The organism is Streptomyces ipomoeae 91-03, assembly GCF_000317595.1.
In the GTDB taxonomy this organism is placed as follows: domain Bacteria; phylum Actinomycetota; class Actinomycetes; order Streptomycetales; family Streptomycetaceae; genus Streptomyces; species Streptomyces ipomoeae.
In genome coordinates, this window is record NZ_AEJC01000252.1 from 1 (window position 1) to 8,470 (window position 8,470).

At 71.2% G+C, this 8,470-nt stretch carries 6 protein-coding genes; 2 read left to right on the plus strand and 4 right to left on the minus strand.

The window, feature by feature from the left end; genetic code table 11:
* Positions 1-98: 98 nt before the first annotated feature.
* From STRIP9103_RS16505 to pgsA, 4 genes are all read right to left on the minus strand, one after another.
* Positions 99-644 carry a LemA family protein gene (locus tag STRIP9103_RS16505; protein ID WP_009313181.1) on the minus strand — a complete coding sequence of 182 codons (546 nt, stop codon included), beginning with the start codon at positions 642-644 and terminating at the stop codon, positions 99-101.
* Positions 645-1,037: 393 nt separating this feature from the next.
* Positions 1,038-2,246 carry a glycosyltransferase family 4 protein gene (locus STRIP9103_RS16510; protein WP_009313179.1) on the minus strand — a complete coding sequence of 403 codons (1,209 nt, stop codon included), beginning with the start codon at positions 2,244-2,246 and terminating at the stop codon, positions 1,038-1,040.
* Complete coding sequence (locus STRIP9103_RS16515; RefSeq protein ID WP_009313183.1) at positions 2,243-3,361, minus strand: phosphatidylinositol mannoside acyltransferase; 1,119 nt, start codon at positions 3,359-3,361, stop codon at positions 2,243-2,245. The genes STRIP9103_RS16510 and STRIP9103_RS16515 overlap by 4 nt, the downstream gene beginning before the upstream one ends.
* Complete coding sequence (pgsA, locus tag STRIP9103_RS16520; protein WP_078613930.1) at positions 3,358-4,104, minus strand: phosphatidylinositol phosphate synthase; 747 nt, start codon at positions 4,102-4,104, stop codon at positions 3,358-3,360. Before pgsA ends, STRIP9103_RS16515 begins: the two co-directional genes overlap by 4 nt.
* Positions 4,105-4,337: 233 nt before the next feature.
* On the opposite strand from pgsA, the gene STRIP9103_RS16525 reads away from it, so the two are divergent.
* The gene (locus tag STRIP9103_RS16525) at positions 4,338-6,536 is read left to right on the plus strand and encodes an elongation factor G-like protein EF-G2 (protein ID WP_009313177.1); all 2,199 of its coding nucleotides are present in this window, start codon (positions 4,338-4,340) and stop codon (positions 6,534-6,536) included.
* A 304-nt stretch (positions 6,537-6,840) separates the two neighbouring features.
* Positions 6,841-8,470, plus strand: a 1,630-nt coding sequence (locus STRIP9103_RS16530) for a hypothetical protein (RefSeq protein WP_009313178.1), incomplete at its 3' end; no start/stop codon positions are given.

The following is an 8,470-nucleotide window of genomic DNA, read 5'->3' on the forward strand; positions in this document are numbered from 1 at the left end:
ACGCACCGCCCCGCCCGAGCCAGAAGGCGAAGCGGGGTCGAAGGGGCGGCAGCCCCTGGATGGGACGGGTAGGGGCGGCGGGGGCGAGGGAACCGGGCTCACGACCCCGCTCGGTCGGCCAACGCTGCCGGGGGCTCGTCGTCCATTTCGAAAGCCATGGGGAAGGGGGCATGGCCGGCCAGCCGGAACCAGCGGACCTTGCGGTGACGCCGGAGGGCGCGGGCAGCGCGTACCGCGTCGTTGTGGAAGCGTCGGGCCATGGGCACCCGACGGACGGCCTGGGCCAGTTCGTTGGCGGCCTCCTCACCACCCGGCGCCGCCCTCACCGCCTCCACCTGCTGCGCCTCGGCGAACACGGCCCGCAGCGCCTGGCTCAACTCGCTCTCGGCGACCTCGCGCTGCTCCTCCTCCGCCTGCCGGGCCGCGTGCGCCGCCTCGTAGAGGACGATCGAGGCGGCGGGGTCCAGCACCCCGGAGGTGGCCAGTTCCTGGGCGACCGAGGCGCGGCGCAGCAACTGCGCGTCGAGCGCGGCACGGGCGGCGTCGATACGCGCGTGCAGTCGGTCGAGGCGGCCCGCGGTCCAGCTCAGATAGAGGCCGATCGCGAAGAGGACGACCGCGATCCAGATGAGTGTGGAAGTCACGGGCGGCAAGGCTACCCGTGCCCACCACCGCCTCCCGACCTGCCCGAAACCGACTGCCCTCGGGACGCGATTCGACCCTTGGAGCAGCAGAGCGGAACCACGCGGATCCAGGGCAGGGGGCGCGCGCATGGACGGACGTACGGTGCCGGCTGCGGGGACGGCAGGGGTGGCCGCCGTCGGACTTGGGGTCCCGGCACCCGTGACGCGCGTTTCACGGTGACCGACGGCGGGGTGCCTTACGCCGTGGACGTGGTGGCCGACACCGGTCGCGCGCCCACCGGTCTCGCGACCGGTGGCATCGCGTTATCGCCTGCCGGGCGGCGGCTCAATTTCCTCGGCGACTTCTTCGCACCACGCGACCGGAACCCAGCGAACCCCGCCCCCCCTGCCGCCTCAATCCCTGGCCAGCCCCAACCGCGCCCGCAGCCCCGCCCGTTCGTCCGCCGCCACCGAAGCCGCGCCCTCGGTGACCGTCTCGTAGACGCCGAGGATGTCGGCGCCGACCGTGGACCAGTCGAAGCGGCGTACGTGGGCGCTGCCGCGGTCGCGGAGTTCGGCGCGGCGGGCCGGGTCGGCGAGGAGGCGTACGGCGGCTGTGGCGAGCGCGTCGGCGTCCTCGTTGGCGAAGAGTTCGCCCGCCGCGCCCTGGTCGAGGACCTGGGCGAAGGCGTCGAGGTCGGAGGCGAGAACCGGGGCGCCCGCGGACATGGCCTCGACGAGGATGATGCCGAAGCTCTCGCCGCCGGTGTTGGGGGCGACGTAGACGTCGACGCTGCGCAGGAAGCGGGCCTTGTCCTCGTCGCTGACCATGCCGAGGAACTCCACCTGGGAGCGCAGTTCCTTGGGCAGCGTCTCCACGGCCTCCTCCTCGTCACCGCGCCCGGCGACGAGGAGACGGGTCCGGGGGCGCTCGGCGAGGATCTTCGGCAGGGCCTTCATCAGTACCGGCAGGCCCTTGCGGGGCTCGTCGATGCGGCCGATGAAGCCGAGGGTGCCGCCCGCCCGTCTCCCACCACCGCCCTCAACGGAGCCTCGCGCCTCTTCTGATTGCCAGTCGGGGTTGGGCTTGGCGCGGGCGAAGAAGTCGACGTCCACGCCGTTCGGGATGACGACCGCGTCGCCGCCCAGGTGCTCGACCAGGGTGCGGCGCGCGTACTCGCTCACGGCGATGCGCGCGCTGATCTTCTCCAGCGCGGGCTGGAGGATCGGGTACGCGGCGATCATCGCCCGGGAGCGCGGGTTGGAGGTGTGGAACGTGGCCACGATCGGGCCCTGCGCGGCCCAGCAGGCGAGCAGGCCGAGCGACGGGGAGGTCGGCTCGTGGATGTGGATCACGTCGAACGTGCCCTCGTGCAGCCAGCGGCGCACGCGCGCGGCCGACAGGAAGCCGAAGTTCAGGCGGGCCACCGAGCCGTTGTACGGCACCGGGACCGCGCGGCCCGCGGAAACGACGTACGGCGGCAGCGGTGTGTCGTCGTCGGCCGGGGCGAGGACGGACACCTCGTGGCCGAGGCGGATGAGGTGGTCGGCCAGATCGCGGATGTGGAACTGGACTCCCCCGGGCACGTCCCAGGAGTACGGGCAGACGATGCCGATCCTCACGGGCGGCGCCCCTTCTCGGGCTCGTTCGCCGAACCCTTCGCGGGACCACTCACCGCATCCCTGGCCCGCCTCTCGGCCGGATCCTTCGCCGAACCCGTCGCGGGACCGTTCACCACGTCCCCAGCGCGCTCCTCGCCCGGGTCCTTCGCCGAATCACTCGCCGCGTCCCCCGCCGACTCCCCGGCCGAGTCCGTCGAAGGACCTCTGGACGGGTCCTTCGCGGGGTCGAGGTCCGCGAGCCACAACCGCTGCAGCATGTGCCAGTCCTCCGGATGGTCGGCGATCCCGGTGGCGAAGGCATCGGCCAGCGCCTGTGTCATGACAGACGTCTTCTCCGCGCGAGTACCTGACTCGGGTACCTCGATCGGGGGATGGACGCGTCCCTGCATGACGGGCGAGTCGTCGTACCAGAGGGTCACCGGCAGCAGCAGGGCGCCGGTCTGCTGGGCGAGGAGGGCCGGGCCGGCCGGTATCCGGGTCTTCTCGCCGAAGAAGTCGACCTCGACCCCGGAGGCGGACAGGTCACGGTCGGCGACCAGACAGACCAGGCCGCCGTCACGCAGCCGCCGGGCGAGGGTGCCGAAGGCGGTGTCGCCGTTGTGGGGCAGGACCTCCATGCCGAGGCCCTCGCGATAGGCGACGAAGCGGTCGTACAGCGTCTCGGGCTTGAGGCGTTCGGCGACGGTCGTGAAGGGGGTCTGAAGCTTGGTGGTGACCCAGGCGCCGGCGAGGTCCCAGTTGGCGAGGTGCGGCAGCGCGAGGACGACTCCCCGGCCGGCGGCGAGGCCACCGGTGAGGTAGTGCACGTCCTTCGGGGCGAAGCCGTGCTTGACGCGTTCCTCGCTCCACGCGGGGAGCCGGAATGACTCCATCCAGTAGCGCAGATACGAGCGCATGCCCGCGCGCGAGAGCTCGGCGAGGCGCTCCGGGCTCGCGCCCGGCACCACGCGCGCGTAGTTGGCCTCCAGGCGGCGTACGAGGGTGCCGCGGCGCTTCCAGGTGGCGTCGGCGATCGCGTTGCCGAGGCGTACGGCGACGGGCTCCGGGAGCTTCTTGACGGTGCTCCAGCCGAGACCGTAGAGCCCGTCGGTCACACGCTCCTGGAGTCGGCTCACGAGGTCGCCTCGCGGCTCTGCGCTCCGTCGGGGGCCTCCTGGGCGCCCTCGGCCGCGGCCTCCGCCTCCGCGGACTCGCGGCGCACGGTGACGACCCGCTGGATCAGCGTGACGAAACTGCCCACGGCGACGATCCACAGGGCGATCGGCAGGAGTACGTCGATGCCGGGCACCCCGAACTTGTGCAGGCCCGAGAATCCGGCCGCGACCAGCGAGATCACCAGCCGCTCGGCGCGCTCCACCAAGCCGTTGACGGCCACCGGCAGGCCGATCGACTCGCCGCGCGCCTTGGTGTACGACACCACCTGGCCGCTCGCCAGGCAGAAGATCGAGACCGCGCACAGCACGTTGTCGTTGCCGCTGCCCGCGTACCACAGGGCGAAGCCGCCGAAGATCGCGCCGTCGGCGACGCGGTCGAGCGTGGAGTCGAGGAAGGCGCCCCAGCGGCTGGAGCGGCCCATCTGGCGGGCCATGTTGCCGTCGACGAGGTCCGAGAACACGAACAGCGTGATGACGACCGTGCCCCAGAAGAACTCGCCCCGGGGGTAGAAGACCAGCGCGCCCGCGATGACTCCGGCGGTGCCGAGGAGCGTGACCGTGTCGGGGCTGACGCCCCGGCGGATCAGAAACGCGGCGAACGGTGTGAGGACACGCGTGAAGAATGCACGCGCGTACTTGTTCAGCATGGCCTTCCCGAGGGTCGGTGTCGCCGCGTGGCCCCTGCTGACCACCGGCTGGCCCATCGTAGCCACGCGCGTGTGTGTGCGACCGTCGGGCACCAGGACACCGTGTCCACCCCGGGTCGGCGGCGGGATCACGTCCTTCGTATGGACGCATTGTGACGGGAGTGGAAAGCTCGAAGAACCGCGGGCGTCGCCGGAGCCGCCACCGCTGGGGGTGCCCCCGGACGGAGTCTGGGGGAGGGTCCCGCGTGTCCGCGCCCACAGTGACCTCACCGTGCACGGGAGGCAGGACCATGGGCGACAAGGTGAACACACACGCCGGGGCCGCCGGCAGGGCTACGGCGGCCGACCATCCCGCGTCCGTACGGAATGTGGTGCTGGTCGGCCACTCCGGTTCGGGCAAGACGACTCTGGTGGAGGCTCTCGCGCTGACCGCGGGAGCGGTGAACAGGGCGGGCCGTGTGGAGGACGGCGGCACCGTCTCCGACTACGACGAGATCGAGCACCGGCAGCAACGCTCGGTGCAGCTCTCCCTGGTACCCGTCGAATGGGGCGGATACAAGATCAACCTTCTGGACACCCCCGGATACGCCGACTTCGTCGGGGAACTCAGGGCCGGTCTGCGAGCGGCGGACGCGGCCCTTTTCGTCGTCTCGGCGTCGGACGGCGTCGACGGCTCGACCCGCATGGTGTGGGAGGAGTGCGCGGCGGTCGGCATGCCACGCGCGATCGTCATCACGCATCTGGAGGCCGCGCGGGCCGACTTCGAGGAGATGACCCGCGTCTGCGCGGAGACGTTCGGCGGGGACGACCCCGACGCCGTACTGCCGCTCCATCTGCCCCTGCACGGCCCGCCGGGACCCGACGGACACGCGCCCGTGACGGGGCTGATCGGGCTGCTGTCGCAGAAGCTGTTCGACTACTCCTCCGGGGAGCGCAAGGAGTCCGAGCCGGGCGCCGAGCAGCTGCCGGAGATCGAGGAGGCCCGCAACCGGCTCATCGAGGGGATCATCGCCGAGAGCGAGGACGAGACCCTCATGGACCGCTACCTCGGCGGCGAGGCCATCGACGTCAAGACGCTCATCGACGACCTGGAACGGGCCGTCGCGCGCGGCGTCTTCCATCCCGTGCTGGCCGCCGCCCCCGCGGCCGACGGCGCCCGGCAGGGCATCGGCACGGTGGAGTTGCTCGAACTGATCACCGGTGGCTTCCCGACCCCGCTGGAGCGCGAGGCGCCGTCGGTCACCACACCGGACGGTAGGGCCCGCGAGATCAAGTCGGCCTGCGACCCGGACGGACCGCTGGTCGCCGAGGTCGTGAAGACCGCCAGCGACCCCTATGTGGGCCGTATCTCGCTCGTCCGCGTCTTCTCCGGCACCCTGCGTCCCGACGAGACGGTGCACGTCTCCGGGCACGGGCTCGCCGATCGCGGGCACGAGGACCACGATGTGGACGAGCGGATCGGCGCCCTGTCCGCACCGTTCGGCAAACAGCAGCGGACGCTGTCGCACTGCATCGCGGGCGATCTGGCGTGCGTGGCCAAGCTGAACCGCGCGGAGACCGGGGACACCCTTTCGGCCAAGGACGACCCGCTGCTCATGGAGCCGTGGGAGATGCCCGACCCGCTGCTGCCGCTCGCCATCCAGGCGCACAGCAAGGCGGACGAGGACAAGCTCTCCCAGGGCCTCGCCCGGCTGGTCGCCGAGGACCCGACCATGCGGCTGGAACAGAACCAGGACACCCACCAGGTGGTCCTCTGGTGCCTCGGCGAGGCACACGCCGACGTGGCCCTCGAACGACTGCGCAGCCGGTACGGCGTCCAGGTCGACGTCGTACCGCACAAGGTCTCCCTACGGGAGACGTTCGCCGACAGGTCGGCCGGGCGCGGCCGGCATGTGAAGCAGTCCGGCGGACACGGGCAGTACGCGATCTGCGAGATCGATGTGGAGCCGCTGCCCGGCGGCTCGGGCATCGAGTTCGTGGACAAGGTCGTCGGCGGAGCGGTGCCCCGGCAGTTCATCCCGTCCGTCGAGAAGGGCGTACGCGCCCAGGCCGCCAAGGGCGTCGCCGCCGGCTATCCGCTGATCGACGTCCGGATCACCCTGCGGGACGGCAAGGCGCACTCGGTGGACTCCTCGGACGCCGCGTTCCAGACCGCGGGCGCCCTGGCGCTGCGCGAGGCGGCCTCCGACGCGAAGATCCATCTCCTGGAGCCGGTGGCCGAGGTGTCGGTCCTGGTCGGCGACGAGTACGTCGGCCCCGTCATGAGCGATCTGTCCGGGCGGCGCGGCCGGGTCGTCGGCACCGAGCAGGCGGGCGGCGGACGCACCCTCGTACGGGCCGAGGTCCCGGAGATCGAGATCGACCGGTACGCCGTCGATCTGCGCTCCCTGTCCCACGGCACCGCGCGCTTCGGCCGCCGCTACACACGCCATGAGCCGATGCCGCCCCAGATCGCCGAGAAGATCCGCGAACGGACGAAGGAGAGCTGACGGTTCGACATCCACGGCAGCCAAGTCCGATGAGTCGGCGGGCGGCTTCGGCCGTCCGCCGACGCGTGCGGGGCGGCGCGCGGCCGGTGGGATCCATGAGGCAGGGCCGACACGTTCCCGCGGCGTATGGCCGGTGGGTTCCGTGAATGTCCATTCCTCGCGCCACCGGATGTCGGTGGCTGCGGATACGCTGATCACCTGATCGACAAGTGTGGCTTGATCAGGGCCGGATCGGGTCATGACCTGATCAACAGGTGTGCGGCGTACGGAAGTCGGGAAGAGCCGCAGGAGCGAGTGTGCGGCGATGGGGGCGGCGGTGGCGGACGAATTCGATTTCACTCCGGGGGCGCAGGTGCCCCTGACGGGTACCGCGGGCCAGACCGCGGCGACGTACGCCCTGGCGTCCGCGGTCTACCGGGACAACGACATCGACGAGATCCTCAAGGCCAACAACGACTGGCACAAGTCCACGGTCAAACCGGGCCGCAAGTGGGCGACGATCTTCCGGCCGAACCTCGGTGAGGCGTTCTCGCTGGCCGTGCGGGACCGCATGGTCGGCGCGGGCCGCAAGCCGCTCATCCAGTCGTTCGGCATGGAGCCCCAGGTCGTCGTCGAGCACGCCCTGGCATCGATCAACATCCGCAGGGAGCGCGACAACTGGCTCTCGGCGATCATGGTCGTGTGCGGGCTGCTCTTCCTGCCCGGGCTGCTGATGTGGCTGCTGATCTTCCAGCTCCGGACCCAGGTCGCCAAGCGTGAGGACAAGCGCGCCGGTGCCCTGGCCACCACACTGCTCGCCGCCGCGGGCGTCTTCGCCGTGATCTTCCTGCTGAAGATGCCGTTCTCCGGCTTCTGGGCCTGGTACGCACGCGCGTGCGTCGTGATGCCCGTGGTCGGCTGGTTCTGGGCCAAGCACATCTGCGAGCGCACCGCCAAGGACCTGCGCGAGCGCTGGGACGGCCTGCTCTCCGGCGGCGGAGTCGGCGCCAAGATCCCCGAGGCCGTGCCCGGCAACCCCGGTGACAAGGCCGAGCAGTTGCGCAAGGAGCTGGCCCGCCTCAGCGCGGAACAGCGGTCCAACCTGGTCTTCTACGCGGGCCCCAAGGGCATCCTCGGCATGGGCACCCGCTGGGGCAGCTGGCAGCTCGCCGAGGATCTCGTCCAGGCCGATCCCGACAAGGAGATCCACCCGTTCCGCAGCTGGGACGTCATACGCGCCATCCACGACCAGCTCCGCATGCTGGAGCGCGGCCCGCTCAACACCGGCGGTTTCCCGGCCCCGTCGATCAAGCACTGGATCGTCAGCCCGATCGCCGAGGGCGCGGGAGGGGTGTCCCGCCCCGAGGGGGCGGACGTGGAGGCGTTCCAGTTCAAGAACCACGCCATACAGGACATCTGCAACAAGCAGCAGTTCGGCAGCGGCAACCGGCACTACCTGGGTGTGCAGTGGACGCTCTGGGACGGCCAGTTGATCATCACGATGATGATCACCGTGACCGTGCTGCACCAGACGCTCCGCATCGAGGTGACCGGGCACGCGCTGGGCCCGGTGCACGGCCTGTTCAACAACAAGCCCGCGGCGAAGGAGAGGGAGGTCCAGAAGTCGATCCGCTTCTGGGAGACCCGGAAGATCAAGCTCCCGCTGGTCGACGCCGACGAGGTCGTACGCCTCGCCGCGCGGGCCCCGCTGACCTGGTACCCGCCGCTGCTGAACTGGCTCGGCGGATCCCTGGGCCTGCCCGAGCCGTTCGGCCTGCGGCACGCCTGGGCGGACCAGCCGTGGCGCCACCGCTTCATGGCCGACGACGCCCTGCGCGCCGCCACACCCGTCCTGCGCGTGGTCCACTCCGCCGCGATCAAGGTGCTCGCCGACAACGGCGTCGACACCGAGAAGTTCGGCGCCCGGGCCGGGTTCCTCAGCGGGGCGGTGCAGG

Bases quoted from the DNA above. Each gene is read 5' to 3' on its own strand.
- pgsA (WP_078613930.1), bottom strand. From the start codon at position 4,104: ATGGGCCAGCCGGTGGTCAGCAGGGGCCACGCGGCGACACCGACCCTC.
- STRIP9103_RS16525 (WP_009313177.1), top strand. From the start codon at position 4,338: ATGGGCGACAAGGTGAACACACACGCCGGGGCCGCCGGCAGGGCTACG.